Raw genomic sequence first — 24,922 nt, 5'->3', positions numbered from 1 at the left:
CGACCGCGCACAAAGGCCGGACACATGACCGCTTTCAACCCAAACAAAATCTTACGCCAACACCTTGTTTCGGCGGGGCCGTCCACACATGGTATAAGCGCCCCGGCGGCGGCGCGTCAGTCGCGCCGGGCGCCGATCAGGAATTCCTTGTTGCCCTCAGGGCCCAGGATGGGGCTGGGGTCCACGCCGAGGACCGTCCAGCCGGGGCGGGCGGACAGCCAGGCGACCACGGCGTCGCAGACCTCCTGGTGCAGTTCGGGTTCGCGCACCACGCCGCCCTTGCCCACGCGGCCCTTGCCCACCTCGAACTGCGGCTTGATCAGGGCCACCAGCCGGCCGCCAGGCCGCACCAGGTCCAGGGCCGCCGGCAGCACGGTGGCGAGGCCGATGAAGCTGGCGTCGCACACCACCATGCCGATGGGGTCGGGAATCTCGTTGGCGGTCAGGTGGCGGGCGTTGGTCTTTTCCATGACAACGACGCGCGGGTCGGTGCGCAGCTTCCACGCCAGCTGGCCGTGGCCGACATCCACGGCATAGACCTTGGCCGCCCCCCGCGTCAGCAGCACGTCGGTGAAGCCGCCGGTGCTGGCACCCACGTCGACGGCGGTCACGCCCGTCGGATCGAATCCGAAATGATCTAGGCCATGCACCAGTTTCAGCCCACCCCGCGATACCCAGGGATGGTCCTGGCCCTTCAGGGTCAGCGGCTTGTCGGCGGGGATGGTCTGGCCCGGCTTGTCGATGCGCAAGGTGTCGGCATAGACCAGGCCGGCCAGCACCAGGGCCTGGGCCCGGGCGCGGCTTTCCACCAGCCCCCGTTCCACCAGGGCCTGATCCACGCGGATCTTTCCAGGTTTTGGGCCGGGCTTCTGGGCCTTCTGCGGGCTTTCGTCCGACATCAGGCGTTGGGCGTCCGCGCCGCCGCCTTAGCCCCCAGCGCCTTGAGCACGGTATCGACGATGCCGTTGGCGTTGAGGCCGGCCTCGTCATACTGCTTGGCCGGGTTGTCGTGTTCCTGATAGCGGTCGGGCAGCACCATGGGGCGGAACTTCAGGCCGCTGTCGAACAGCCCCTCCTCCGCCAGGAACTGCATGACCTGCGCGCCGAAGCCGCCCACCGAGCCTTCCTCGATGGTGATCAGCACCTCGTGCTCAACCGCCAGCCGGCGCACCAGTTCCCGGTCGATCGGCTTGGCGAAGCGCGCGTCCGCCACCGTCGTCGACAGGCCCCGCGCCGCCAGGTCCTCCGCCGCCTTGCACGCCTCGCCCAGGCGCGTGCCCAGGCTCAGGATGGCCACCGTGTTGCCCTCGCGGACAATCCGGCCCTTGCCGATGGGCAGAACCTCGCCCTTCTCCGGCATCTCCACGCCCACGCCCTCGCCGCGCGGATAGCGCAGCGCGATGGGGCCGGCGTCATAGGCCACGCTGGTCGCCACCATGTGCACCAGTTCCGCCTCGTCCGCCGCCGCCATCACCACCATGTTGGGCAGGCAGCACAGGTAGGCCAGGTCGAAGGCGCCCGCGTGCGTGGCGCCGTCCGCCCCCACCAGGCCCGCCCGGTCCATGGCGAAGCGCACCGGCAGGTTCTGGATCGACACGTCGTGCACCAGCTGGTCGTAGCCGCGCTGCAGGAAGGTCGAGTAGATGGCCACGAAGGGCTTGTAGCCTTCCGTCGCCATGCCCGCCGCGAACGTCACCGCGTGCTGCTCCGCGATGCCCACGTCGAAGGTGCGCGTGGGGAAGGCCTGGCCGAACAGGTCCAGCCCCGTGCCCGACGGCATCGCCGCCGTGATCGCCACCACCTTGTCGTCCGCCTTGGCCTCCTTCATCAGGGCGTCGGCGAAGACACGGGTGTAGGTCGGCGCGTTCGCCTTGGCCTTGGCCTGGGCGCCCGTCACCACGTCGAAGCGGCCCACCGCGTGCAGCTTGTCCGCCGAGGCCTCGGCCGGCGCGTAGCCCTTGCCCTTCTGCGTCACCGCGTGGATCAGCACCGGGCGGCCGTTCGGCTCGTCCCGGATGTTCTCCAGGATGGGCACCAGCTGGTCCAGATCGTGCCCGTCGATGGGGCCGACATAGTAGAAGCCCAGTTCCTCGAACAGCGTCCCGCCCATGACCATGCCGCGGGCGTATTCCTCAACCCGCCGCGCCGCGTTCTGCAGCGGCCGCGGCAGGTGTTCCGCCACCTGGCGGCCGATGTCCCGCAGGTTGCGGTACTGGCTGCTGCTGACCAGCTTGGCCAGGTAGCCCGACACGGCACCCACCGGCGGGGCGATCGACATGTCGTTGTCGTTCAGGATCACCACCAGGCGCGAGCCCAGGGCCCCGGCGTTGTTCATGGCCTCGTACGCCATGCCGGCCGAGATCGACCCGTCGCCGATCACGGCGATGACGTGGTTGTTCCCGCCCGCCAGGTCGCGCGCCACCGCCATGCCCAGCCCGGCCGAGATGGAGGTGGAGCTGTGCGCGGCACCGAAGGGGTCGTACACGCTCTCCGACCGCCGGGTGAAGCCCGACAGGCCCCCGCCCTGGCGCAGCGTGCGGATACGGTCGCGCCGGCCCGTCAGGATCTTGTGCGGGTAGGCCTGGTGCCCGACGTCCCAGATGATGCGGTCCGCCGGCGTGTCGAACACGTAGTGCAGCGCCACCGTCAGCTCCACCACACCCAGGCCGGCACCCAGGTGCCCACCCGTCACCGACACCGCGTCGATGGTCTCGGACCGCAGCTCGTCCGCCACCTGCCGCAGCTGCTCAGGACGCAGCGCGCGCAGGCAATCAGGCGTCGGACACTGGTCCAACAACGGGGTCTTCGTCGCCATTCATCGGCTCCCAATCAAACTTTTCTTTTAAGACCGCCGATCCACAACGAAGCGCGCCACCGCCTGCAACATCGACGCCCGGCCCTCGAAAATCTCCAGATGCCGCGTGGCCTGGTCGGCCAGCCGGCCGGCCTGGTCACGGGCCCGGTCCAGCCCCAGGATGGATACGAAGGTCGCCTTGCCCGCTGGCTTGTCGCGGCCCACGGACTTGCCGGTCTCGGCCTCCGTCCCCTCCACGTCCAATAGGTCGTCGGCGATCTGGAAGGCCAGGCCCAAATCGTGGGCGTAGGCCTGCAGGGCGTGGAACTGCGGCGGCGAGGCCCGGCCCAGGATGGCACCGGCCGTGGCGGAGAAGGCGATCAGCTCGCCCGTCTTCATCCGTTGCAGCCGGGTGATGGCGCCGATGTCCAGGGTCTGGCTTTCGGCGATCAGGTCCATCATCTGGCCGCCCACCATGCCGCGCGGGCCGGAGGCCTTGGCCAAGGCCGAGACCAGGGCGCAGCGCACCCGGGGATCCTCGTGCGTCTCGGGGTCGGTCATGACCTCGAACGCGGCGGTCAGCAGGGCGTCGCCCGCCAGGATGGCCGTGGCTTCGTCGAACTGGCGGTGCACCGTGGGCCGGCCGCGCCGCAGGCTGGCGTCGTCCATGGCCGGCAGGTCGTCATGGATCAGGGAATAGCAGTGGACGAATTCCACCGCCGCCGCCACGCGCAGGGCGCAGGCCGGGCTGACGCCGAACAGGCGGGCGCTTTCCATGACCAGGAAGGGCCGCAGCCGCTTGCCCCCGCCCAGGCAGCCATAGCGCATGGCCTCGTACAGCTTGGCCTCCGCCATGCTGCTGCGGGGCAGCAGGATATCGATGGCGGTTTCCACCTGTTCGACGGTGTCCGCCATGGCGGTGGTAAGGGTTTTGGGCAGGCTGGGCATCAGGGCACACTCGGGCGAAAGGGTACGGGCTTAATCGATGCGGGCCGGTTCCGTGCCCACCGTTCCGTCACCGCCCAGGGTGATGCGGTCGACCTTTTCCTGGGCCTCCCGCAGCTTCCCTTCGCAATGGCGCTTCAGCAGGGTGCCGCGTTCATAAAAACCGATGGCGTCGTCCAGCTTGGCTTTGCCGTCCTCCAACTGGCGCACGATGCGCTCCAGCTCACCCAAGGCATCCTCGAAACTCATGGCCTTGATATCGGCCGGCAGGGTCAGTTCAGTCATGAGGGGTCCACATGAAGCGCGGGAAAACGGCAAAGAAACGGCGGCGAGGGGCAGGACGCCCATAACGCCGTATACCACAGGCGGGCGACTGTAGGACCGGCCGCCCCCCGCCGCAAGCATCGTGGCCGGGAGGCTGCCCCCCTTCCGGCAGGGCAGGCCCTTAAACTTCCGTCCCCTGGACTTCCATCCCTAGACTTCCATAAGCGTGCCCACATGGGCGGCGACGCAGGATGCCAGCGCCATGGGATCATACCCCCCTTCCAGGGAGGAGACCAAGCGGCCCCGGCAATGGCGGTCGGCGATGGCCGCGATCTCGGCCGTCGCCCAGGCGAAATCATCCTCAACCAAAGCGAGGTCGGCCAGCGGGTCGGCCCGATGGGCGTCGAAACCGGCGGATATGAAGATAAGTTCCGGGGCGAAGGCGTCCAGGGCCGGCAGCAGCCGCGACGTCATCCCGGCGCGGAATTCCTCGCCCGTGGAACCCGCGCGCAACAGTACGTTCACCACCGTGCCGTAATCCCCCCGGTCACCCAGGGCCCCGGTGCCGGGGTAAAGCGGCCATTCATGGGTGGAGCCGTAGAACAGGTCGGGGTCATGTTCCGCCAGGGTCTGGCTGCCGTTGCCGTGGTGCACGTCGAAATCGACGATGGCGACGCGGCGCAGGCCGTGGGCGAAGCGCGCATGCTCCGCCCCGATGCCGACGTTGTTGAACAGGCAGAAGCCCATGGACTGCCCCGGCTCCGCATGGTGCCCGGGCGGACGGATGGCGCAGAAGGCGTTGCGCACCTCACCCGCCATCACGGCGTCCACGGCGGCGCAGACGGCCCCGGCCGCATGCAGCGCCGCCTCGAACGAGCCGGGGGACAGGACGGTGTCACCGTCCAGCGACACGATGCCGGTGATGGGGGTGGCGGCCTGCAGGCGGGCCACCAGGTCGGGGGTGTGCACCCGTTCCACCTGATCCAGGGTGGCGCGCGGCGCCTGGCGGCGGTCCAGGTACTGGAAACGTTCGGCGTCCAAGGCGCGCAGCACGGCCGACAGGCGGCCGGGGTTTTCCGGATGGCCCGGCCCCGTCTCATGTTCCAGGCAGGACCAATGGGTGAACAACGCCGTCGCCATGGTGACCGTTTCCTCGCATGCCCGCTTATTATTAAGCCGGCATCATCACCGATGCGGCCGGCCGGCCGCCAGTGCCTTACCGGCGGCCGTTGCCGAAGAATGATCCAGATCAGGCCGGACCAGCCCGGCGTATCGTGAAGGTCAGCACCCCGTCCACCTCATCGGCGGACAGCAGGGCGTGGCCGGCCGACTGGCAGAAGGCCGGCACGTCGCGCCGGGCGGCCTGGTCGGTGGCCAGCAACGTCAGGATGTCCCCCGGCGTCATGGCCATCAGGGCCTTGCGTGCCCGCAGGACCGGCAGGGGACAGACCAGGCCCTTGGCATCCAGGCTGCGATCCCCGCTCATCGCGGCGCCTTCACGGCGGCGGCGGCCAGGAATAGCCAGCCCAGGATGAAACTGAAGCCGCCCAGGGGCGCCACCGCCCCCAGCGCGCTGGGGCCCCACCAGCCCAGGCCATAGAGCGCCCCGCCGAAAAGGACGGCACCCAGCAGGAACAACCAGCCGGCGACTGCCGCAAAAGATCGGTGGAGCAGATGCCCGCCCAGCGTGGTGGCCACGGCGGCAGCGACATGCATCAGCTGGTACTGGCTGGCGGTCTGCCACAGGCCTACGGCATGGGCGTCGCGCACGGCTGCCAGGCCGTGGACGGCATAGGCGCCGGCCGACACCGCCAGCGCGCCGATCAGCCCGGCGATCGCCACCCGCAGCCGGGCATCCCCCGTCAACGCGTCCCTTGCGAGCATTCCCCTACCCCTTCGCTTTCAATAGCGTGGGCAGGATATGAGACGACGGCGCCAGAACCGCAAGCGTTCCCGGAAAATGCGAACGGGCCGCCCCTGGAAAGGGACGGCCCGCCGGTTGCGCATTTAATTAAAATCAACCCGCCAGCTTGGCGGCGATGCCGGCCACGTGGGCGCCCTGGAAGCGGGCGCCGGCCAGTTCGTTCTCGCTGGGCTGGCGCGAGCCGTCGCCGTTGGCGATGGTGGTGGCGCCGTAGGGGCTGCCGCCCGTCACCTGGGAATTGTCGGTCTGGCCCTGGAAGCTGTAGGGCAGGCCCACGACCACCATGCCCTGGTGCAGCAGCGTGGTGTGGAAGGACAGGATGGTGCTTTCCTGGCCGCCATGCTGGGTGGCGGAAGACACGAACACGCTGCCGACCTTGCCGATCAGCGCGCCCTTGAACCACAGGCCGCCCGTCTGGTCCAGGAAGTTGCGCATCTGCGAGGCCATCATGCCGAAGCGGGTGGGCGTGCCGAAGATGATGGCGTCGTACTGCGGCAGCTCATCCACCGTGGCGATGGGGGCCTCCTGGTCCAGCTTGATGCCGGCCTTCTGCGCGACCTCGACCGGAACCAGTTCCGGCACGCGCTTCACCACCACCTCGGTGCCGGGCACGGACTTGGCGCCCTCGGCCACCGCCTTCGCCATCGTCTTGATGTGGCCATAGCTGCTGTAGTAGAGGACGAGAACCTTGGCCATTGCCATCTCCATCAGTGGGTTTGGGCCGGCGCCTGATGCGTTTCGGACCGCGCGGCGTTGCGATGAAGGGACCATAGCCGTGTTCCGGATTGCGGATAATCCGGTGACTGGGCATAAAATTGTTCCGCAGCTTGCAACAATCCTGACACCAGCCTCCGAGGACCGACGCGTGGATCGTCTGGACGACATGGCCCTGTTCGCCCGCGTGGCGGAAACCCGCAGCTTCACGGTGGCGGCGGCCAAGCTGGGCCTGTCCCGTTCCGCCGCCAGCCGGCGCATGACGGAGCTGGAGGCGCGGCTGGGCGCCCGGCTGCTGAACCGCACCACGCGGCGCATCAGCCTGACGGAGGCGGGGGAGACCTATCTGGTCCGGGTGCAACAGATCCTGGCCGACGTGGATGAGGCCGACCGCTCCCTCGCCAGTTTGCAGGCGGCGCCGCGCGGCGTCTTGAAGGTGGCCGCCCCCATGAGCTTCGGCATGCAACACCTGGGGCCGGCCATCGCCGACTTCCTGTCCGCCTTCCCCGATATCGAGGTGGAGATGGACCTGAACGACCGCTTCGTCGACCTGGTAGACGAGGGCTATGACGTGGCGGTGCGCATCGGGCAGTTGAAGGACAGCTCGCTGGTGGCCAAGCGCATCTGCCCGGCGCGGCTGGTGCATGCCGCCAGCCCGGCCTACCTGACCCGCCGGGGGGTGCCGCGCGCACCGGAGGATTTGGCCCAGCACGACTGCCTGATCTACACCAACATCCCGCAGGGGGCACAGTGGCTGTTCCGCACCACGCCGCTGACCCCCGGGGCGGCGCGCGGCGGCAACCACGACCCCGGTGCCGCCACCCGGTTGGTGAAGGTCAACGCCCGCCTGCGCGCCAACAACGGCGACGTGCTGCTGGAGGCCGCCTGCGCCGGCGTCGGCATCGTGGCCCTGCCCACCTTCATCTGCGGCAAGGCCCTGGCGGAAGGCCGGGTGGTGCCCATCCTGCAGGAATGGGCGGTGACGCGCAGCGCCATCAACGCCGTCTTCCCCGCCAACCGCCACCTGTCGTCCAAGGTCCGCGTCTTCGTGGATTTCCTGGCCGACCGCTTCGGCCCCAACCCCTATTGGGACGTGGGCCTGAAGCTGGGGTAGCCTTCAAAGAACGGCACAACGGAGCGTAGCGACAAGGACGCGACCGCGTCCGCCGGAAGTTTCCGGGGAGCGTAGCGGACTGGAAACTGAGGATAAGCCAAGCGGGCGGATGCCCGCGCCCGGCGTTTGAGGGAACAATAACAACCCATAATTAAAAACGGCGGATCAGGTTTGGGCCCCTGGGGGCATCCATCCTGGTCCGCCGTTTTTTCTCAGTCGGATGGGCAAAAGCCTCGAAACCGCATCCAGGGCGGCCGCTTTGCCGCGATAGATCCGACCGTGTTTCCGGACGTCCCACCATGCCGGGGGTTTCGTTCGGTTCAAAGCGCGGGCTATGCCGCCCGCCTCCTGGAAACAAAGCCTGCGCCTATGGGCCGGCGGGGTCAAACGCCCATCGGTCATGCCGCACAGCAGCGGCCGCCCGCCCAGGACATACCGGGTTAACAGCCGCCCGACCGTGCCCTTGACCTTTCGCCTCCGGGGTACTCCCGTCGCGAACCCGCTATTGCTGCAACCCGCCCATCCGGGCGGTTCATATGCCGCAAAACATCCTCGCTTGACATGGAAAGGGGAGTGGCTACTTAAAGGGTACTGATTTGGTCCGGATTGCCGGCCGAATTTTCCACCAGGCGCAGGACCTCAAACCCCGTGATCCGGCTGAGCAAATTGACGGACTACGCAGTCGTGGTGATGACCGCGATGATCCAGGGCGATGGCGGCCCGCATACCGCCATCTCGCTCGCGGAGCGTACCGGCCTGCCGGCCCCCACCGTGTCCAAGATCCTGAAGCTGCTGGCCCGCGACGGCCTGATGGCCTCGCACCGGGGGGCTACCGGCGGGTACCGCCTGGCCCGCGCGCCGGACGCCATCAACGTCGCCCAGATCATCGCCGCCATCGACGGCCCCATCGCCCTGACCGACTGTGTCGAGGGCGCGCCCGGGGCCTGTGGGGTGGAAAGCCTGTGCCCCCGCCGGGGCAACTGGGACCGGGTGAACCGCGCCGTCCGCGGCGCGCTGGAGGGCGTCAGCCTGGCCGACATGGCCCGGCCGTCGTTCCCCGACCCCCTCCTGCCGAAGGCGGCGCCGGCCCTGCCGGCCACCGCCGACGCTATTTGATTTCGAGGAAGAGCGAGAACATGGCCGCCACCGAACAGACCGTCGAACAGGTCCGCGCCGTCACGGAGCAGAAGTACAAGTACGGCTTCACGACCGAGATCGAGTCCGACCTGGCGCCCAAGGGCCTGAACGAGGACATCGTCCGCTTCATCTCCGCCAAGAAGGGGGAGCCGGAGTGGCTGTTGGAATGGCGGCTGCAGGCCTACCGCCACTGGCTGACGATGGAGGAGCCGACCTGGGCCATGGTCGACTTCCCCAAGATCGACTACCAGGACAGCCATTATTACGCCGCGCCCAAGGCGTCGAAGGACAAGCCCAAGTCCCTGGACGAGGTCGATCCCGAGCTGCTGGCCACCTATGAGAAGCTGGGCATCCCGCTGAAGGAACAGGCCATCCTGGCGGGCGTCGAGGGGGCGGGCGAGATGCCGGCCGTGGCCGTGGACGCCGTGTTCGACAGCGTGTCGGTCGCCACCACCTTCAAGAAGAAGCTGGAGGAGAGGGGCATCATCTTCTGCTCCATCTCCGAAGCCATCCGCGAGCATCCAGAGCTGGTGCGCAAGTACATGGGCTCGGTCGTGCCCTATTCCGACAACTACTACGCCACGCTGAACTGTGCGGTGTTCACCGACGGGTCGTTCGTCTACATCCCCAAGGGCGTGCGCTGCCCCATGGAGCTGTCGACCTACTTCCGCATCAATGCCTCCAACACCGGGCAGTTCGAGCGCACGCTGATCATCGCCGACGAGGGCAGCTACGTCAGCTATCTGGAGGGCTGCACCGCCCCCATGCGCGACGAGAACCAGCTGCACGCCGCCGTGGTGGAGCTGGTGGCCATGGATGACGCCACCATCAAGTATTCCACCGTCCAGAACTGGTACCCCGGCGATGAGAACGGCAAGGGCGGCATCTACAACTTCGTGACCAAGCGCGGCGCCTGCCGCGGCCGGAACTCCAAGATCAGCTGGACGCAGGTGGAAACCGGCTCTGCCATCACCTGGAAGTACCCCAGCTGCATCCTGCAGGGCGACAATTCGGTGGGCGAGTTCTATTCGGTCGCCATCACCAACAACTACCAGCAGGCCGACACCGGCACGAAGATGATCCACATCGGGAAGAACACCCGGTCGACCATCGTGGCCAAGGGCATCTCCGCCGGCAAGGCGCAGAGCACCTATCGCGGCCTGGTGCGCATCCTGCCCAAGGCCGAGGGCGCGCGAAACTACACCCAGTGCGACAGCCTGCTGATCGGCGACAAGTGCGGGGCCCACACCGTGCCCTACATCGAGAGCCGCAACCGCACCGCCCGGGTGGAGCATGAGGCCACCACCGCCAAGATCAGCGAGGACCAGCTGTTCTACTGCCGCGCCCGCGGCCTGTCGGAAGAGGACGCCGTGGGCCTGATCGTCAACGGCTTCTGCCGGGAGGTCCTGAAGGAGCTGCCCATGGAGTTCGCGGTCGAGGCGCAGAAGCTGGTCGCCATCAGCCTGGAAGGCAGCGTGGGCTAAGGGCGCCGCAACCGCCCCTGTCCACCCAAGCTGCACACGACATTCGGTTTCAAGGAACGTTTCAAGATGCTGGAAATCAAGAACCTGCACGCCACCGTCGACGGCAAGGAAATCCTGAAGGGGATCAACCTGACCATCAACCCGGGCGAGGTGCATGCCATCATGGGCCCGAACGGCTCAGGCAAGAGCACCCTGTCCTATGTGTTGTCGGGCCGCGACGGCTATGAGGTGACTGGGGGTTCCGTGACCTTCCAGGGCAAGGATCTGCTGGCCATGGAGGCCGAGGAGCGGGCGGCGGAGGGCGTGTTCCTGGCCTTCCAGTACCCGGTGGAGATCCCCGGCGTGTCCAACACCACCTTCCTGAAGACGGCGCTGAACGCCGTGCGCAAGCACAAGGGCCTGCCCGAGCTGGACGCCATGCAGTTCCTGAAGCTGATCCGCGCCAAGGCCAAATCCTTGAACATGAACGACGACATGATCAAGCGCGCCGTCAACGTCGGCTTCTCCGGCGGTGAGAAGAAGCGCAACGACATCCTGCAGATGGCCATGCTGGAACCCAGCTTCGCCATCCTGGACGAAACCGACAGCGGCCTGGACATCGACGCCCTGAAGCTGGTGGCCGACGGCGTGAACAGCCTGCGCAGCCCCGAACGCTCCATGCTGGTCATCACCCATTACCAGCGCCTGCTGTCCTACATCGTGCCCGACCACGTGCACGTCCTGGCCTACGGCAAGATCGTGCGCAGCGGCGGCAAGGAGCTGGCGCTGGAGCTGGAAGCCAAGGGCTACGCCGAATTCGGCTCGCCCGAAGCCGCCTGAGGGGTGCGTTCCATGGCCGCCATCGCCACCCTGAAAGACCTGTACGAAACCCTGAGCCCCGGCCTGCCCGGCGCCGGCGCCGCCGGCTTGGACCGGCTGCGCGCCGACGGCTATGCCCGCTTCCTGGCTGACGGCATCCCCACGCCCAAGGTCGAGGGCTGGAAGTACACCAACCTGCGCGACCTGGCCGGCGTCAGCCTGGCCCCGGCCCAAGGGACGATCGACAGCGCCGCCAACACGGACTTTGACGTTCCCAGCGTGGCGCCGGGCGAGACCCATCGCCTGGTGTTCGTGGACGGCCGGTTCAACGCCGCCCTGTCCGCCGTGGGCGCCCTGCCCCAGAGCGTCACCCTGGATAGCCTGCGCGGCCTGATCGAGGCCTCCCCCGCCACCGCGGCGGAAGTGCTGGAGCGTTTCCCCGCGCCCAAGGCCGACACCGGCCTGCGCGTCGGCCCCAACCCCGGCCGTGGCCAGGCGCTAGGCCTCGTCGGCCTGAACGGCGCCTTCCTGGCCGAGGGGGCGGTGCTGACCGTGGGTGAGGGCGTGAAGCTGGCCCGGCCGGTGGAGATCGTCTTCATCGCCACCGCCGCCGATGGCGCCTGGCATCCCCGCCTGCTGATCGACGTGGCGGCGGGTGCCGAGGTAACCGTGGCGGAGCATCATGTGGCCCGGGGCGGTGGTGCGACCTTCGCCAACATCGTCAGCGGCGTGCGCGTCGGCGAGGGCGCCATCCTGCGCCACGCCAAGTTCCAGGAGGAGGCGGAGACCGCCCTGCACCTGGCCAGCGTCACCGCCACGGTGGCGGCATCGGGCACCTATGAGACCTTCGTGCTGACCACCGGCGGCCGCCTGGCCCGCACCGACGTCCAGGTGCGCCTGCAAGGGTCGGGCGCCCAGACCCGCGTCTCCGGCGCCTATGGCGTGGACGGCAGCCGGCATGCCGACTTCACCAGCCTGATCGACCACGTCGCCGCCAACTGCACCAGCCGCGAGGTGGTGAAGGGCGTCATCGACGGGCGGGGCCGCGCCGTGTTCCAGGGCAAGATCATCGTGCGGCCGGACGCGCAGAAGACGGACGGCCACCAGCTGAACCGCGCCCTGCTGCTGTCCGACACCGCCGAGATCGACGCCAAGCCCGAGCTGGAGATCTACGCCGACGACGTGAAGTGCAGCCACGGCGCCACGGCGGGCGAGCTGGATGAGGAAGCGCTGTTCTACCTGCGCGCCCGCGGCATTCCCGCCGACACCGCCCGCGCCCTGCTGATCGCCGCCTTCCTGGACGAGGTGGCGGAGGAGATCGGCGACGAACACCTGCGCGCCTATGCGACGGCCCGCATCCAGGACCGCATCGGCCGTCTGACGGGCATCACAGTCGACACCGACGCCCCGGTGTTAGGGGAGTGACCTCATGGACACCCGGATTCTGACGAACGCCCCGTATGATGTGGAGAAGGTCCGCCAGGACTTCCCCATCCTGACGCGCCTGGTGCATGAGAAGCCGGGCCGTCCGGGCAAACCGCTGGTCTATCTGGACAACGCCGCCAGCGCGCAGAAGCCACGCGCCGTCATCGACGCCATGGCCAACTTCATGGCGCACGACTACAGCAACGTGCATCGCGGCGTGCACTATCTGTCCCAGGTGGCGACCAACCTGTATGAGGCGACACGCGTCAAGACGGCCAAATTCCTGAACGCGCCCTCGCCCGACACCATCGTCTTCACCCGCAGCGCCACCGAGGCCTTCAACCTGGTGGCCAGCAGCTGGGGTGGAACCCACCTGAAGGCGGGGGACGAGATCATCCTGAGCGTGATGGAGCATCACGCCAACATCGTGCCCTGGCAGCTGCTGCGCAGCCGCACCGGCATCGTCATCAAGGTGGCGCCGGTGCTGGACGACGGCACCCTGGACCTGGAGGCGCTGGCCCGGCTGCTGGAAAGCCCCAAGGTCAAGCTGGTGTCCATCACCCATGGCAGCAACGTGCTGGGCACGGTGACGCCGGCGGCGGAGATCGCCCGCATGGCCCACGCGGCCGGCGCCAAGGTGCTGTTCGACGGCAGCCAGGCGGCGGTGCACATGCCGGTGGACGTGCAGGCCATCGACGCCGACTTCTACATCATGACCGGGCACAAGCTGTACGGGCCCACCGGCTTCGGCGTGCTCTACGGCAAGGCCGAGCTGCTGGAATCCATGCCCCCCTACCAGGGCGGCGGCGACATGATCCAGACCGTGACGTTCGAGGAGACCACCTTCCGCGAGGTGCCGCACCGGTTCGAGGCCGGCACGCCGCCCATCGTGGAGGGCATCGGCTTCGGCGCCGCCATCGACTATGTGACCGCGCTGGGCATGGGCGCCATCCACGCCCATGAGCAGCGCCTGCTGGCCTACGCCACGGAGAAGCTGCAGGCCATCGACGGCCTGCGCATCATCGGCACCTCACCCACCAAGGCGGCCATCCTGTCCTTCACCATCGAGGGCGTGCACCCGCACGACATCGGCACCCTGGTGGACCGGGCCGGCGTGGCCGTGCGGGTGGGCCGGCACTGCGCCGAGCCGCTGATGGACCGCTTCGGCGTGGGCGCCACGGCGCGCGCCAGCTTCGCCCTGTACAACACCGAGGCCGAGGCCGACGCCCTGGTGGACGCCGTCCGCGCGGTGAGGGAGTTCTTCAACTGATGTTCGACGATCTGCGCGACCTGTACCAGGAAGTGATCCTGGACCATGGCAAGCACCCCCGGAACTTCGGCAAGCCCGAAAGCTTCAACCGCATGGCCCGGGGGGAGAACCCGCTGTGCGGCGACAAGATCAACGTCTACCTCAGCATCGGGCCCGACGGCCTGGTCAACGATGCCCATTTCGACGGCCGCGGCTGCGCCATCAGCCAGGCCAGCGCCTCGCTGATGACGGAGACGCTGAAGGGCAAGACGGAAGCGGAGGCCGAGGCCCTGTTCGGCCACTTCCACGACATGTGCACCAAGGACGACCACGAGCACACCGACCACGGGCACCTGGATCTGGAGGCGGTGGAGCGCCTGGACGTACTGGCGGGCGTGCGGGAATTCCCCATGCGCGTGAAGTGCGCGACCCTGGCGTGGCACACCATGCATGCAGCGCTCGAGGGGCACGCCGCCCTCGAGGGCGACGACAAGACGACGACGGAGTGAGCGAGATGTCTGGAGCCGAACGACCCATCGCGCCGGATATTACGCTGCAAGCGCCGGCCACCATCCCGGATGAGGACAAGCTGCCCCCGGACGCCCCCCTGGCGGACCGCGTGACGGAGGCGCTGAAGACCGTCTACGACCCCGAAATCCCGGTGAACATCTATGAGCTGGGCCTGATCTACCGCTGCGACATCGACGCGGAAGGCCAGGTCGAGATCGATATGACCCTGACCGCCCCCGGCTGCCCCGTGGCGGGCGAGATGCCGGGCCAGGTGCAGGGCGTCGTCGGCAGCGTCGACGGGGTCAAGGACGTGACCGTGAACCTGGTGTGGGAACCGGCCTGGAACCCCAGCCTGATGTCCGACGAGGCGCGCGTCGCCCTCAACATGTTCTGACGTGTGGAGATCTGAATCATGAGCCGCATGGAACGCCCTAAGGCGATGAGCCTGACCGATGCCGCCGCAAGCCGCGTCAAAGAGATCATGGCCCAGCGCGAGACGCCGGCCGTGGGCCTGCGCGTCGGCGTGAAGGCGCGCGGCTGCTCCGGCCTCAGCTATTTCGTCGAATACGCCGACGCCAAGAAGCCCTTCGAGGAAGTGGTGGAGGAGAAGGGCGTCACCCTGCTGCTCGACCCAGCCTCCACCATGTTCCTGCTGGGCACGGAGATGGACTACAAGGAAGACAAGTTCCAGTCGGGCTTCGTCTTCACCAACCCGAATGAAAAGGGGCGCTGCGGCTGCGGCGAGAGCTTCACGGTCTGATACGCGCGGCATTTGAACGTGACCGTTCAAATGCCCCCCTCATGCGCCGGGCGGCGGACATCCGTCCGCCTAGGCTCGTCCTCGCTGCGCCCTCCGGTGCTCGCTCCGGCGGCCCCGGTCGGGGCCTACAGCGGCGCGAGTCACCATCTCGTGCCGCTGGTCTGACTTTCCTGAGTGCTGTCGTGCAAAGACGCTGACACACGCTGAAGCCGTCCTCAGGGCTGGTTGGCGCTGCCCAGATTGCTGACGGCCATGTCCAGTTCGCCCAGATCGACGGCCGCCATGTCGATCACGACATAGGAGGCGGGCGGGAAACGGACCATCAGCTTGTTGCGGAAGTCGCGGGGACCGGCGGCGTAGCCGTGGACGACGCGGGCGCCGCTCTTGCCGCCGCCCAGGCCCGTCACCAGGCTGATCCGCGCCTCGAACAGGGTGTCGCCCTGCGACCAGGCCTGGGAGAACAGGTTCAGGTGGCGCGGGATGACCTGCTGCAGCGTGCCGCGCCGGGCCTCGACATCGCGGGCGCGGGTGGCGATCTCCTCCAACTCCGCATCCAAGTCCTGCAGGGCGGTGCGCAGTTCCCCTTCCTGCAGGCGGGCCTGACGCAGGCTGGCGGCGGCCTTGTTGCGTTCCTCCACCGCGGCGCTCACCCGCCGCTCGGTCTTGCGCACCTCGGTGATCAGGCGCTTGAGTGACCAGGCCATGATGGCGCCGCCCACCGCCATGGCGCAGACGTGGCCGGGGTTGGGGTTGGCGTAGGCTTCCGCCAGGGCGTCGGACAGCATCATGGAACCACCCTCCCCTTCCCTTCAGCCCGGCCGGACCACGCCGCGCTGGGCGCCGGGGGCGCCCGAGCCCTGGACCTGCCGCACGTTGGTGACGGTGTAGCCGTCGGCCAGGGCGAATTCCTGTTGCAGGGCGGTGCGGGCCTCCATCTCCGTCCGGGCCCAGACGCGGGCACGGTGCAGGTGGCGCCACAGCGGGCAGATCGATTCCATGCCCGCGACCACGCCGTTGGTCAGCGCGCTGTTGCTGATGTCGGCGGAATAAAGCGCCAGGCCGCTGGCCGAGGGCCCGCCAAGGTCGTGCCACACCTCCACCCGCCGCCGCTCGAACTCCTCACATTCCTTTTCCAGGCGCTGGAGGGTGCTGGTCTCGCGAAAGCGCAGGGCGATGCGCGCGTCGCGCACCCGGGCGGTGTCGCGGTTGGCCGCCACCACCTTTTCCGCCGTGCGCCGGATCTGGTCGATTTCCTTTTTCACCTTCGCGTGGCGGGCGATCATCTCATAGACGTCGTTGATGACCAGGCGCAGCAGTTCCAGCAGCATTACCCCCGCCAGGATGGCGCCCACGATGGTTATGATCACCAGATCCGGTTTCTCGAAGTGCACCAGGGCCTCGGCTGTCGGGGACGAACGGTCGCTTATCGCATGGAAGTCCACTTCAAAGTTGTACGGTCAATTGGCCGTTAACGGGCCCTAAATTTTAAATAAAATCTTCCGTATAGGGCCCGTCACAGCGTGCGGGACGCCGCTCACGCGGCGGCCGCGCGGGCCAAGTCCCGGATGTCGGCCACCAGTTGGTCCACCCGTTCCGGCTGGGTATCCCAGGCGAACATGAAGCGGGCGCCACCGCCGATGAAGGTGTAGAAGCGCCAGCCGCGCGCCCGCAGGCCCTCCAGCACCGCCGCCGGCGCCGTCAGGAACACGGCGTTGGCCTGCACCGGGAACAGGGGCGCCACGCCCGGCACCCCCGCCAAGCCCGCCGCCAGACGCTGGGCCCCGGCGTTGGCATGGGCGGCGTTGCGCAGCCAGGCGCCGTTTTGCAGCATGCGCGCCCACGGGGCGGACAGGAAGCGCATCTTGGACGCCAACTGGCCCGCCTGCTTGCAGCGGTAATCGAAATCCTCGGCCAGAGCCTTGTCGAAGAACAGGATGGCCTCACCCACAGCCATGCCGTTCTTGGTGCCGCCGAAGCACAGCACGTCCACGCCGGACTTCCAGGTCATCTCCGCCGGGGAACAGCCCAGGCTGGCGCAAGCGTTGGCGAAGCGGGCGCCGTCCATGTGCAGGCGCAGGCCCAGGTCGCGGCAAACGGCGGAGATGGCGCGGATCTCCTCCAGGCTGTAGACCTGCCCGGTCTCCGTCGGTTGGGTGATCGTGACGGCGCGGGGCTTGGGGAAATGAATGTCCGACCGGCCGGTGGCCAACGCCCGGATGGCATCCGGCGTCAGCTTGCCGTCCGCCGTCTGCGCCACCAGCAGCTTGGACCCGTTCGAGAAGAACTCCGGCGCGCCGCACTCATCCGTCTCCACGTGGGCGGAGGCCGAGCAGATGACGCTATGGTAGGACTGGCAGAGCGAGGCCAGGGCCAGCGAGTTGGCCGCCGTGCCGTTGAAGGCGAAGAACACGTCGCAGGGGGTGCCGAACAGCTGGCGAAAGGCGTCGGCGGCCTTCGCCGTCCACACATCCTCGCCATAGGCGGCGGCGTGGCCGCTGTTGGCCTCCGCCATGGCGGCCCAGGCCTCCGGACAGACACCGGAATAATTGTCGCTGGCGAACTGCTGGGCGGCGAACTGCTGGGCGGCGAATTGGGTGGGTAACGTATCGGTGGTCATGGGAACGCAGCCTTCATGGTCTCAAGTCTGGACCAAGAGCGAAACGGACTCACGTGGCTGCTTCCCGTTCATTGCCGGATCGGCCACATCCTTCCCTTTTGGGGGAAGCGCCACCTTGCCGGGTAAAGCAGGTTGGCGTTGAGCGTCAGCTCAACTCTTGATGCACGGGCAGAGAGATAGCCGCTGGCGACGGCAGGCGCAAGTCCCCTGAGGCGGCTGCGGTGGCATGGGTGATCTTCGGCGCGGGAGCGCGGGCGCGGCCTCAGCCACCGGCGGCCGGGGCGGGTGTCAGGCCCATACCGCGTGGCACGCCCCGCGTGGCGGTGGGCGGGCGCACCGGCAGGGGCTTGGGCCCGGCGGGAACCGGCGGTTCCACCGCCGCGCCATCATCCGCCCCGTGGCTTCCCATCAGGTCACCAAGGGGCTCATCCTCCGCCGGCGGTTCCACCGGGGCGGCGCCGGCACCGTCAACGGCGGGGCCCTCGTCACCCAGCGAGATGGGCAACACGCTGCTGATGATGTAGCCGCCTTCACTGGCCAGGCGGTTGGTGACCAGCGCGCGGAAATCGGCCTCGGTGGGGGCGTAGCCGTGCACCACCCCGGCCTCGGCCATGCCGCCCACGGTGCGGCCCACATGGCGGGGCGCCACCACGTTGCGCAGGTGCGCCTCATACAGGTGGTCACCCTGCGCCCACTCCAGGGAGACCAGGTTCAGCGGACGGGGCGTGGCCTGGCGCAGCACCGCCATACGGTTCTGCACCTCCTCCGTTCTACGCGCGATCTCGCGCAGCGCCTCCTCCCCCTCCTCCAGGGCCTGGAGCAGCTGTTCCTCCTGCTGGCGGGCGACCCGCAGGTCGGCGGCGGCCTCGTTCTTCTCGTCCACCGTGGCGGCGATGCGCCGTTCCGTTTCCCGGATCTTGAACAGGATGCGGCGGACGGAGAAGGCCAGGAAGGCCCCGCCGATGGCCAGGATGATGAAGACCATGAAGTTGAGGTTGCTGTAGCCGCCCGTCATCAGCGCACCAGGCGCCGGTGCGGTCGCACCAGGCGGGACTGCGCCGCCGACCGGCCGGCGGCCGCCGCCTCCGCCACCGCCTTGAAGCCCTGGGCGGCGCGCAAATTGTTGATGGTGAAGCCATCCTTGGGACTGAAGGCCAGTAGAAGGCGGGAACGGGCCTGCCGCTCATTCCCCGCCCATACCCGGACGCGGTGGGTGTAGCGCCAGATGGGGCAGATCTCCTCCATCCCCGCCGCCGCCCGTTCCATCAGGCTGCGGCTGTTCAGGTCCGCCAGGTAGAGCTGGTCGTCCAGGGTGGCGTCACCCACCTCATGCCAAACCTCCACCCGCCGCCGCTCCAACTCCTCGCGCTCCTGCTCCATGCGGTGCAGGATGGTGTTGAGGCGGAAGCGTTCGGCGTTGCGCCGGTCACGCAGGGCGGCGTTGGCCCGGTTGGTGGCCCACAAGTTTTCCGTGGTGCGTCGGGTCTGCTGGATCTCGTACTTGATGCGGCGGTATTTCGCCGCCCATTCGTAGATGTCCACAATCACCAGGCGCAGCACTTCCAGCAGCGCGATGGCGGCCACAACGGCGCCCGCGACCGATAAAACCACCAGATCCGACTGCACGACCTGCACGGGGACCTACCCTGACTTACCTCTCCCGCTCATACCCGAAGGATACAGCCTAAGGCCGTAGGCAGCCTGCCCAAAATACCCGCCTAAGTCATCAGGACAGGCCCCCTGCCCAACCGGGGAGGGCAGGCGAATAAGGTCACCGCAGGCGCCTGACGGATGCCCCCATCGCGCCCCGGGGCAAAGGGGGGTTGGCGTGGTGCGGCACCCTCCCCTATCCTGGCCGCCAACCATAATTCCAACGGAACCCATCCCATGGACAGCCGCCTCGACACGGCCACGCCCCACGCCATCCATCTTCGCGATTACGCCCCGCCGGCGTGGCTGATCGACACCGTGGATCTGCATGTCGATTTGCGGGAAGAGGCGGCCACCATCCGCTCCACCCTTGCCGTGCGGCGCAACCCGGCCTCGGGGAACACCACCGCCGCGCTGGACTTGGACGGCCAGGAACTGGAACTGCTGGCCGTGCGGGTGGACAACCGCCTGCTGGGGCCCGACGATTACACCCTGACGCCGGACCGGCTGAGCCTGGCCGGCCTGGCCGACCACGCCACGGTGGAGATCACCACCCGCACCCGGCCGCAGGACAATACGGCGCTGGAGGGGCTGTACAAGTCCTCCGGCAACTACTGCACCCAGTGCGAGGCGGAAGGCTTCCGCAAGATCACCTATTTCCTGGACCGCCCGGACGTGATGGCCCGCTACACCACCATCATCGAGGCGGAGCGGTCGCGCTATCCCGTGCTGTTGTCCAACGGCAACCTGACGGCCAGCGGCGACAGCGCGACCGAAGCCGGGCGCCATTGGGCGCGGTGGGAGGATCCCTGGCCCAAGCCCTGCTACCTGTTCGCGCTGGTGGCCGGCACGCTGGTGCATATCGAGGACCGCTTCACCACCCGCTCCGGCCGCGAGGTGGCGCTGCGCATCTATGTCGAACCGGGGAATGAGGCCAAGTGCGGCCATGCCATGGAGTCCCTGAAGAAATCCATGAAATGGGACGAGGACGTCTATGGCCTGGAGTATGACCTGGACATCTTCAACATCGTCGCCGTGTCCGACTTCAACATGGGCGCGATGGAGAACAAGAGCCTGAACGTCTTCAACACCAAGTACATCCTGGCCCAGCCGGAGACGGCCACCGACACCGACTTCCTCGGCATCGAGACGGTGGTGGCGCATGAGTACTTCCATAACTGGACAGGCAACCGCGTCACCTGCCGCGACTGGTTCCAGCTGAGCCTGAAGGAAGGCCTGACCGTCTTCCGCGACCAGGAATTCTCCGCCGACATGAACTCCGCGCCCGTGAAGCGCATCCAGGACGTGCAGCGCCTGCGCCAGGTGCAGTTCAACGAGGACGCCGGCCCCACCGCCCATTCCGTGCGCCCGGAAAGCTATATCGAGATCAGCAACTTTTACACGCCCACCGTCTATGAGAAGGGGGCGGAGGTGCTGCGCATGTACCGCACCCTGCTGGGCCATGCGGGATATCGCCGGGGCATCGACCTGTATTTCGCCCGCCACGACGGCCAGGCGGTGACGACGGACGACTTCCTGGCCGCCATGGTGGAGGCCAACGGCCAAAAGCCCACCGACCCGCTGTGGGCGCGGTTCCAGCGCTGGTATTCCCAGGCCGGCACACCGGTGGTGTCGGGCGAGGGCCGGCACGATGCCGCCGCCGGCACCTACACGCTGACCTTGCGCCAGGCGGTGCCGGCCACGCCGGGCCAGCCGGACAAGCTTCCCCAGGTCATTCCCGTGGCCCTGGGCTTGGTGGGCCCGGACGGCAAGGATGTGCCCCTCACCCTCCAGGGCGAAACCGACACCGGCGCCACCACCCGCACCCTCGCCCTGACGGAGGCGGAGCAAAGCTACACCTTCACCGGCGTGCCGCAGGCGCCCGTGCCCTCGCTGCTGCGCGGCTTCTCCGCCCCGGTGCGGCTGGACCTCAAGCAGGACGACGCCGCGCTGACCTTCCTGATGGCGCACGACAGCGACGCCTTCAACCGGTGGGAGGCGGGGCAGACCCTGGCCACCCGCCTGATCCTGGCCGATGTCGATGCCCGGGCCAAAGGCGCCGAGGCCGCCGTGCCCCAGGCCTACATCGACGCCACGGCCCAAACCCTGGCGCGGGCGGGAGAGGACCGGGCGTTCGCCGCCCTGGCGCTGGCCCTGCCGGCGGAGGGTTATCTGGGCCAGCAGCGCGCCACCGTGGACGTGGACGGCATCCATGCCGCCCGCCTGGCCTTGCGCCGCACCCTGGCGCGCGAGCTGAACGGCGCCTTCCGCAAGGCCTATGACGGCAACCGCACCGATGGCGCCTTCATCATCACGCCCGACGCCATGGGCCGCCGCGCGCTCAAGAACGCCGCCCTGGCCTATCTGATGGCGCTGGACGACGCCCCGGCCCGCGCCCTGTGCCTGGCGCAATACCAGGGCGCGGCCACCATGACCGACGCCATCGCGGCGCTGGCCCTGATCGCCGACAGCGCCATGGACGAGCGCGCGGGCTGCCTGGCGGACTTCGCCGACCGCTGGAAGCATGAGCCGCTGGTGATGGACAAGTGGTTCGCGGTGCAGGCGCTGAGCGACCGGCCGGACACGCTGGAGCGGGTGCGGGGCCTGATGGACCACCCGTCCTTCTCCATCCGCAACCCCAACAAGGTTTACGCCCTGGTGGGCAGCTTCGCCGGCAACCCGTCCAAGTTCCATGCCGCCGACGGCAGCGGCTACGCCTTCCTGGCCGATACGGTGCTGATGCTGGACAAGCTGAATCCCCAGGTGGCCAGCCGCATGGTGAAGCCTTTGGCCCGCTGGCGCCCCTACGATTCCGGCCGGCAGGAACACGCCAAGGCGGCGCTGGAGCGCATCGTCGGCACCACCGGCCTGTCGCGCGATGTCTATGAGATCGCGTCGAAGAGCTTGGCCGGATAAATAAACAAAACAAAATAGCGCCGCGTCACAATATTGGCGCGGCGTTTCTTTTCATTTCTGAATTCACATCTCCTTATATTGAATATATAAGGCCAAGATTACTTTTCCATCACGACGGGCGCCATGACATTCCTGAAAATGAACGGGCCAATGTGGCTCCCTTTTTTTATCCTGCCCCTGGCGGCCGGCTGCGTGCCCTTCAGCAGCAGCGAAGCGGTGAAGGCCCTGCCCGTCACGCTGGCGCATGACAGCTACGTCTCCGACATCGAGATCAAGGCCCTGCCCCCCGATGCCACGCCCGAGTTCAAGGCCAAGCTGGAACTGGCCTTGCGTACGGAACTGACCAAGTGCGCCAAGGGCAGCCATCCCCTGCGCGTGGAGGCCCGTGTCGCCCGCTTCAATGGTGAGAACGCCGGACGGGCCCTGCTGCTGGGCGATTCCAACATCGTCCGCGGTTCCGTCCAGTTGTTCGACCCGGCGAACGGCGCCTTGGTTGGCGACTATGATGTCAACCGCTCGGTGGGCGGCGGTGGCGTGCTGGGGGCCATCGGCCTCAGCGGTGCTGAAGGCCAGATGGCCCAAGCCTTCGCCAACCAAGTCTGCGACCAGGCCTTCAAAGCCGAGACGAAGCCGCAGAGCCACTGAGCCAGGAAGGCGGGCGGGCGGCGACGCCCGTCCGCCGCCCTCCGCCGTCATCAGCTTGTAGGGCCGCCCGCAGCAACCGGCGCCGCCACGACTGACGACTGCTTGCCGGTCAGCGTGGCCACGAAGGCAGGATCGGCGAACATCTTGGCCAGAGCGTCATTCAACGCGCTGGCGACAGTTTCAGCCGCGTTGGAGCCATTGGCCATCAGGATGGTCTTCTTCGCCGTGCCGGCATAGGTCTGGGTGAAGGCAGGCGCCCCCGCGCCGGTCCCCACCGAAACCGTCAGGTTGACGTCACCGTTGGCCGTACCGGAGAACACGCCGGCACCGTACTGGTTGTAGAATTGGTTGATAGAGACGGTGAGGGGACGGCCACCCGCCTGAACGTGAAAGCCGCGCGTCTCCAACTCAACCTTCAGCGCGTCGGTCACGATGGTCGGCACGTCCTTGTCGGAGCGGATGGCCGCCATTTCGGTGCCGAAACCATTGATCTTGGCGGAGATGCGGTTGCGGTCGGAGGTACGCGCGTCCACCACGGTCAAGCCCACCGGCTTGGCGTCGGCGACGACCTCGGCCTTGGTGGGAACGTACTTCACGGTCGCGACGTCTTCGGACAGCGCGCAACCGGCCAGCATGGAAACCGCCGCGAACGCGGCGACAATCCTGATCATCAACTTACCCCCATGTCTTATGCAGACCGCCCGGCGGGCAGCCCGCTCTAGCGCTTCAGAGGTATGCCAAAGCGATGATCGTGAGCAATAATGCTTCGCATTAACGCATTAATAGTGGCAGCCCGGCGAATTTCCTACATATGCAGTCTGCGGCGATAGCTCCTTGTTTCGACGGGCGAAACCGCCGACGTGACAATCAATCTCCCGGGATCGCCGGGCGCCAAGCCGCGTCATAATGACGCATGTCAGTGGGCAAGCAGGACCGGCAGGGCGGCGTTGTACAGCACATGGCGGGTGACGCCGCCCAGGATCATCTCGCGCAGGCGGCTGTGACCATAGCCGCCCAGCACCAGCAGGTCGGCGCCGGCGGCCTCCACCGTGGCCAGCAGCAGGGCGCCCACCGGCCGCCCCTCCGCCATGGGTTGCCGCACCTGGGCCTTGATGCCGTGCCAGGCGAGGTAGCCGGCCAGGTCGCGGCCGGCGGCGCCCTCGGTCTTGTCCGTCTCGACCGCGATCACGGTCACCGCCTCCGCCGCCTTCAGCAGGGGCAAGGACTGGGCCACGGCCTGGGTCGATTCGCGGCTGCCGTTCCAGGCGAGAAGGATGCGGCGGCCCAAGCCCGTTTCCGCCCGGAAGGCGGGCGGCACGACCAGCAGGGGCCGGGCGCTGGCCAGCAGGATGGCCTCCAGCATCAGCAGGGCCTCGCCCCCCACCGTCTCGCCCACCTGCGCCATGACGCTGATGTCCGCCAGGCGGGCCTCGACCACGGCCGCATCCTCCTGGCTGCCCACGACCTCGCGGAAGTGGCCGGTCAGGGAAGCACCAGCGACCGCGTCCGGAGTCTCGGCCAGGGTGGCGCCGGCCTCGGCCAGGGCGGCGTCGAAGGCCTGGCGGGCGCGGGTGCGGTGGTTGCGCGACTCCTGCTCCACCATGGTCATGATCTCCTCGACCAGGGCGCCCGACACGCCTTCGCCCAGGGCCGGCACCGCCTCGCGCGGGTCGGGGTTGGGCACCAGACCCAGGACGTGGCCGCCGGCCGGACGCGCCAGGGCAAAGGCCGCCGCCAGGGCCGCACGGTCACCGGCGCCGCCGGTCAGCACGGACAGGATCTTGCGATAGGACATGGGGCCGTTCTCCTGTGGTCGCCGGCGCTCAGGCGGCCGGCACATCGTGGAGAAGCTTCACCGTTCAGGCGGATGCACGCATTGACGTGCCTCAAGCGTGGACCCGGCGCAGACGGAGGGCAAGCGCTTAAGGCCGACGACGGCCGGCCCCGCAGCGAGTACCGTAGGACGGAGCGAGGAT

Annotated in this window: 26 protein-coding genes and 1 riboswitch; of the genes, 11 read left to right on the top strand and 15 right to left on the bottom strand. The window is 68.0% G+C overall.

Going from position 1 to position 24,922, the window contains the following annotated elements:
• Positions 1-116: 116 nt before the first annotated feature.
• The 8 genes from FBZ89_RS22015 to wrbA all read right to left on the bottom strand — a co-directional run bounded on the left by FBZ89_RS22015 (position 117) and on the right by wrbA (position 6,623).
• The gene (locus FBZ89_RS22015; protein ID WP_145752186.1) at positions 117-899 is read right to left on the bottom strand and encodes a TlyA family RNA methyltransferase; all 783 of its coding nucleotides are present in this window, start codon (positions 897-899) and stop codon (positions 117-119) included.
• Positions 899-2,815 (bottom strand): 1-deoxy-D-xylulose-5-phosphate synthase, encoded by a 1,917-nt coding sequence (dxs, locus tag FBZ89_RS22010; RefSeq protein ID WP_145752184.1) that lies wholly within the window; start codon positions 2,813-2,815, stop codon positions 899-901. Before dxs ends, FBZ89_RS22015 begins: the two co-directional genes overlap by 1 nt.
• A gap of 27 nt (positions 2,816-2,842) precedes the next feature.
• Positions 2,843-3,742: a polyprenyl synthetase family protein gene (locus tag FBZ89_RS22005; protein ID WP_145752182.1), complete on the bottom strand. Its 900-nt coding sequence runs from the start codon at positions 3,740-3,742 to the stop codon at positions 2,843-2,845.
• Positions 3,743-3,772: 30 nt separating this feature from the next.
• Entirely contained in the window at positions 3,773-4,024 is a 252-nt protein-coding gene (locus FBZ89_RS22000) for an exodeoxyribonuclease VII small subunit (protein ID WP_040845047.1), read from the bottom strand.
• 189 nt (positions 4,025-4,213) lie between these two features.
• A complete protein-coding gene (locus tag FBZ89_RS21995; protein ID WP_145752180.1) occupies positions 4,214-5,143 on the bottom strand; it encodes a histone deacetylase family protein in 930 nt (309 codons plus the stop codon).
• Between the two features lie 109 nt (positions 5,144-5,252).
• Positions 5,253-5,489 (bottom strand): sulfurtransferase TusA family protein, encoded by a 237-nt coding sequence (locus FBZ89_RS21990; protein WP_145752178.1) that lies wholly within the window; start codon positions 5,487-5,489, stop codon positions 5,253-5,255.
• Positions 5,486-5,887, bottom strand: a complete 402-nt coding sequence (locus tag FBZ89_RS21985; protein WP_145752176.1) for a DUF423 domain-containing protein — start codon at positions 5,885-5,887, stop codon at positions 5,486-5,488. Before FBZ89_RS21985 ends, FBZ89_RS21990 begins: the two co-directional genes overlap by 4 nt.
• Positions 5,888-6,020: 133 nt before the next feature.
• Positions 6,021-6,623 (bottom strand): NAD(P)H:quinone oxidoreductase, encoded by a 603-nt coding sequence (gene wrbA, locus FBZ89_RS21980; protein ID WP_145752175.1) that lies wholly within the window; start codon positions 6,621-6,623, stop codon positions 6,021-6,023.
• A 169-nt stretch (positions 6,624-6,792) separates the two neighbouring features.
• Here wrbA and FBZ89_RS21975 point away from each other — a divergent pair, with 169 nt between their 5' ends.
• From FBZ89_RS21975 to FBZ89_RS21935, 9 genes are all read left to right on the top strand, one after another.
• Positions 6,793-7,755: a LysR family transcriptional regulator gene (locus tag FBZ89_RS21975; protein ID WP_145752173.1), complete on the top strand. Its 963-nt coding sequence runs from the start codon at positions 6,793-6,795 to the stop codon at positions 7,753-7,755.
• 648 nt (positions 7,756-8,403) lie between these two features.
• Entirely contained in the window at positions 8,404-8,871 is a 468-nt protein-coding gene (locus FBZ89_RS21970; RefSeq protein WP_145752171.1) for an SUF system Fe-S cluster assembly regulator, read from the top strand.
• A gap of 20 nt (positions 8,872-8,891) precedes the next feature.
• Positions 8,892-10,376, top strand: coding sequence for a Fe-S cluster assembly protein SufB (gene sufB, locus FBZ89_RS21965; protein WP_145752169.1), 1,485 nt, complete (start codon positions 8,892-8,894; stop codon positions 10,374-10,376).
• 66 nt (positions 10,377-10,442) lie between these two features.
• A complete protein-coding gene (gene sufC / locus FBZ89_RS21960) occupies positions 10,443-11,195 on the top strand; it encodes a Fe-S cluster assembly ATPase SufC (protein WP_145752168.1) in 753 nt (250 codons plus the stop codon).
• Between the two features lie 12 nt (positions 11,196-11,207).
• Complete coding sequence (sufD, locus tag FBZ89_RS21955) at positions 11,208-12,599, top strand: Fe-S cluster assembly protein SufD (protein ID WP_145752167.1); 1,392 nt, start codon at positions 11,208-11,210, stop codon at positions 12,597-12,599.
• A gap of 4 nt (positions 12,600-12,603) precedes the next feature.
• A complete protein-coding gene (locus tag FBZ89_RS21950) occupies positions 12,604-13,869 on the top strand; it encodes a cysteine desulfurase (protein WP_145752165.1) in 1,266 nt (421 codons plus the stop codon).
• On the top strand, positions 13,869-14,357 hold the full coding sequence (sufU, locus tag FBZ89_RS21945) for a Fe-S cluster assembly sulfur transfer protein SufU (RefSeq protein WP_145752164.1): 489 nt from the start codon (positions 13,869-13,871) through the stop codon (positions 14,355-14,357). Before FBZ89_RS21950 ends, sufU begins: the two co-directional genes overlap by 1 nt.
• 5 nt (positions 14,358-14,362) lie before the next feature.
• Entirely contained in the window at positions 14,363-14,752 is a 390-nt protein-coding gene (locus FBZ89_RS21940; protein ID WP_145752162.1) for an SUF system Fe-S cluster assembly protein, read from the top strand.
• Between the two features lie 18 nt (positions 14,753-14,770).
• On the top strand, positions 14,771-15,118 hold the full coding sequence (locus FBZ89_RS21935; RefSeq protein WP_040846434.1) for a HesB/IscA family protein: 348 nt from the start codon (positions 14,771-14,773) through the stop codon (positions 15,116-15,118).
• 215 nt (positions 15,119-15,333) lie between these two features.
• On the opposite strand, the gene FBZ89_RS21930 is transcribed toward FBZ89_RS21935, so the two are convergent.
• From FBZ89_RS21930 to FBZ89_RS21910, 5 genes are all read right to left on the bottom strand, one after another.
• Positions 15,334-15,906 (bottom strand): hypothetical protein, encoded by a 573-nt coding sequence (locus FBZ89_RS21930; RefSeq protein ID WP_145752160.1) that lies wholly within the window; start codon positions 15,904-15,906, stop codon positions 15,334-15,336.
• Between the two features lie 21 nt (positions 15,907-15,927).
• Entirely contained in the window at positions 15,928-16,485 is a 558-nt protein-coding gene (locus tag FBZ89_RS21925; RefSeq protein WP_145752158.1) for a hypothetical protein, read from the bottom strand.
• Positions 16,486-16,652: 167 nt separating this feature from the next.
• Positions 16,653-17,735 (bottom strand): threonine aldolase family protein, encoded by a 1,083-nt coding sequence (locus FBZ89_RS21920; RefSeq protein WP_145752156.1) that lies wholly within the window; start codon positions 17,733-17,735, stop codon positions 16,653-16,655.
• A 57-nt stretch (positions 17,736-17,792) separates the two neighbouring features.
• A riboswitch (SAM-I-IV-variant riboswitch) is annotated at positions 17,793-17,904 on the bottom strand.
• 93 nt (positions 17,905-17,997) lie between these two features.
• On the bottom strand, positions 17,998-18,750 hold the full coding sequence (locus FBZ89_RS21915) for a hypothetical protein (RefSeq protein ID WP_145752154.1): 753 nt from the start codon (positions 18,748-18,750) through the stop codon (positions 17,998-18,000).
• Positions 18,750-19,370 carry a hypothetical protein gene (locus FBZ89_RS21910; protein ID WP_145752152.1) on the bottom strand — a complete coding sequence of 207 codons (621 nt, stop codon included), beginning with the start codon at positions 19,368-19,370 and terminating at the stop codon, positions 18,750-18,752. The genes FBZ89_RS21915 and FBZ89_RS21910 overlap by 1 nt, the downstream gene beginning before the upstream one ends.
• A 252-nt stretch (positions 19,371-19,622) precedes the next feature.
• On the opposite strand from FBZ89_RS21910, the gene pepN reads away from it, so the two are divergent.
• Together pepN and FBZ89_RS21900 are read left to right on the top strand one after the other, a co-directional pair.
• Entirely contained in the window at positions 19,623-22,301 is a 2,679-nt protein-coding gene (gene pepN, locus FBZ89_RS21905) for an aminopeptidase N (RefSeq protein WP_145752151.1), read from the top strand.
• 150 nt (positions 22,302-22,451) lie between these two features.
• Complete coding sequence (locus tag FBZ89_RS21900) at positions 22,452-22,946, top strand: hypothetical protein (protein ID WP_145752149.1); 495 nt, start codon at positions 22,452-22,454, stop codon at positions 22,944-22,946.
• Positions 22,947-22,996: 50 nt separating this feature from the next.
• On the opposite strand, the gene FBZ89_RS21895 is transcribed toward FBZ89_RS21900, so the two are convergent.
• Both FBZ89_RS21895 and FBZ89_RS21890 read right to left on the bottom strand, forming a co-directional pair.
• Entirely contained in the window at positions 22,997-23,617 is a 621-nt protein-coding gene (locus tag FBZ89_RS21895; RefSeq protein WP_145752148.1) for a YajG family lipoprotein, read from the bottom strand.
• Between the two features lie 245 nt (positions 23,618-23,862).
• Positions 23,863-24,741, bottom strand: a complete 879-nt coding sequence (locus FBZ89_RS21890) for a universal stress protein (RefSeq protein ID WP_145752146.1) — start codon at positions 24,739-24,741, stop codon at positions 23,863-23,865.
• Positions 24,742-24,922 lie beyond the last annotated feature (181 nt).

Source organism: Nitrospirillum amazonense (assembly GCF_007828045.1).
In the GTDB taxonomy this organism is placed as follows: Bacteria; Pseudomonadota; Alphaproteobacteria; order Azospirillales; family Azospirillaceae; genus Nitrospirillum; species Nitrospirillum amazonense_C.
The sequence above is the reverse complement of the archived record's forward strand: the minus strand, read 5'-3'. Positions and strand labels throughout refer to the sequence as shown.

What these genes read in the sequence shown, in the direction of transcription:
- FBZ89_RS22015 (WP_145752186.1), bottom strand. Translation starts at nt 899, where the DNA reads ATGTCGGACGAAAGCCCGCAGAAGGCCCAGAAGCCCGGCCCAAAACCT.
- dxs (WP_145752184.1), bottom strand. Translation starts at nt 2,815, where the DNA reads ATGGCGACGAAGACCCCGTTGTTGGACCAGTGTCCGACGCCTGATTGC.
- FBZ89_RS22005 (WP_145752182.1), bottom strand. Translation starts at nt 3,742, where the DNA reads ATGCCCAGCCTGCCCAAAACCCTTACCACCGCCATGGCGGACACCGTC.
- FBZ89_RS22000 (WP_040845047.1), bottom strand. Translation starts at nt 4,024, where the DNA reads ATGACTGAACTGACCCTGCCGGCCGATATCAAGGCCATGAGTTTCGAG.
- FBZ89_RS21995 (WP_145752180.1), bottom strand. Translation starts at nt 5,143, where the DNA reads ATGGCGACGGCGTTGTTCACCCATTGGTCCTGCCTGGAACATGAGACG.
- FBZ89_RS21990 (WP_145752178.1), bottom strand. Translation starts at nt 5,489, where the DNA reads ATGAGCGGGGATCGCAGCCTGGATGCCAAGGGCCTGGTCTGTCCCCTG.
- FBZ89_RS21985 (WP_145752176.1), bottom strand. Translation starts at nt 5,887, where the DNA reads ATGCTCGCAAGGGACGCGTTGACGGGGGATGCCCGGCTGCGGGTGGCG.
- wrbA (WP_145752175.1), bottom strand. Translation starts at nt 6,623, where the DNA reads ATGGCCAAGGTTCTCGTCCTCTACTACAGCAGCTATGGCCACATCAAG.
- sufB (WP_145752169.1), top strand. Translation starts at nt 8,892, where the DNA reads ATGGCCGCCACCGAACAGACCGTCGAACAGGTCCGCGCCGTCACGGAG.
- sufC (WP_145752168.1), top strand. Translation starts at nt 10,443, where the DNA reads ATGCTGGAAATCAAGAACCTGCACGCCACCGTCGACGGCAAGGAAATC.
- sufD (WP_145752167.1), top strand. Translation starts at nt 11,208, where the DNA reads ATGGCCGCCATCGCCACCCTGAAAGACCTGTACGAAACCCTGAGCCCC.
- FBZ89_RS21950 (WP_145752165.1), top strand. Translation starts at nt 12,604, where the DNA reads ATGGACACCCGGATTCTGACGAACGCCCCGTATGATGTGGAGAAGGTC.
- sufU (WP_145752164.1), top strand. Translation starts at nt 13,869, where the DNA reads ATGTTCGACGATCTGCGCGACCTGTACCAGGAAGTGATCCTGGACCAT.
- FBZ89_RS21940 (WP_145752162.1), top strand. Translation starts at nt 14,363, where the DNA reads ATGTCTGGAGCCGAACGACCCATCGCGCCGGATATTACGCTGCAAGCG.
- FBZ89_RS21935 (WP_040846434.1), top strand. Translation starts at nt 14,771, where the DNA reads ATGAGCCGCATGGAACGCCCTAAGGCGATGAGCCTGACCGATGCCGCC.
- FBZ89_RS21930 (WP_145752160.1), bottom strand. Translation starts at nt 15,906, where the DNA reads ATGATGCTGTCCGACGCCCTGGCGGAAGCCTACGCCAACCCCAACCCC.
- FBZ89_RS21920 (WP_145752156.1), bottom strand. Translation starts at nt 17,735, where the DNA reads ATGACCACCGATACGTTACCCACCCAATTCGCCGCCCAGCAGTTCGCC.
- FBZ89_RS21915 (WP_145752154.1), bottom strand. Translation starts at nt 18,750, where the DNA reads ATGACGGGCGGCTACAGCAACCTCAACTTCATGGTCTTCATCATCCTG.
- pepN (WP_145752151.1), top strand. Translation starts at nt 19,623, where the DNA reads ATGGACAGCCGCCTCGACACGGCCACGCCCCACGCCATCCATCTTCGC.
- FBZ89_RS21900 (WP_145752149.1), top strand. Translation starts at nt 22,452, where the DNA reads ATGTGGCTCCCTTTTTTTATCCTGCCCCTGGCGGCCGGCTGCGTGCCC.
- FBZ89_RS21895 (WP_145752148.1), bottom strand. Translation starts at nt 23,617, where the DNA reads ATGATCAGGATTGTCGCCGCGTTCGCGGCGGTTTCCATGCTGGCCGGT.
- FBZ89_RS21890 (WP_145752146.1), bottom strand. Translation starts at nt 24,741, where the DNA reads ATGTCCTATCGCAAGATCCTGTCCGTGCTGACCGGCGGCGCCGGTGAC.